We start from the raw sequence: 497 nt of genomic DNA on the forward strand, positions 1-497 counted from the left end.
TCGATGCTGTGTCGCCATCCGAATCCGTTGCCGTGTAGTTGAAGGTCAGCGACAGCGTGTTTTCGCTGTTGGACGGTGAGTTGTCGTGATCCAGCGGCTTGACCAGCGTGAAAGAATAGGAGCCGTGGTTGCTGCTATCGGAGAGCGAGGCGTAGAAGACGATATTGGCGCCGCTTACCGTCGTTGGCGCCGTATTGCCGGTATAGCCGACGAGCGTGCCGTCAGCGAGGATCCCCGTGTGTACCGCCTGGCCGAGAGACGTCAGCGAGTGGCCAACCTCGCCCGTCACAGAGACGTTGGCATTCGTGAAGGCAACCGAGCGATTGGCAGAACCGCTGTTGTTATCGTCGGCACCCCAAGCGATGTTCAGCGAACCGCCGGCTGTTGCGGACAGGCCGTCGCTTTCATTGTTGCCGCCATTGACCGCTTCGTCTTCCACGGTCGAGGTGCTGCCTGCACGAGTAACCGGGACATCGTCGACGACATTGACGGTGAAG

Annotated in this window: 1 protein-coding gene; it reads right to left on the bottom strand. The window is 60.0% G+C overall.

Features of this window, described 5'->3' with window-relative positions; translation table 11 throughout:
• Positions 1-497: DUF5801 repeats-in-toxin domain-containing protein (locus tag K9B32_RS28870; protein WP_224568811.1), on the bottom strand; the 497-nt coding region annotated here is incomplete at both ends.

Source organism: Rhizobium sp. 3T7 (assembly GCF_020166565.1).
Lineage (GTDB): Bacteria > Pseudomonadota > Alphaproteobacteria > Rhizobiales > Rhizobiaceae > Rhizobium.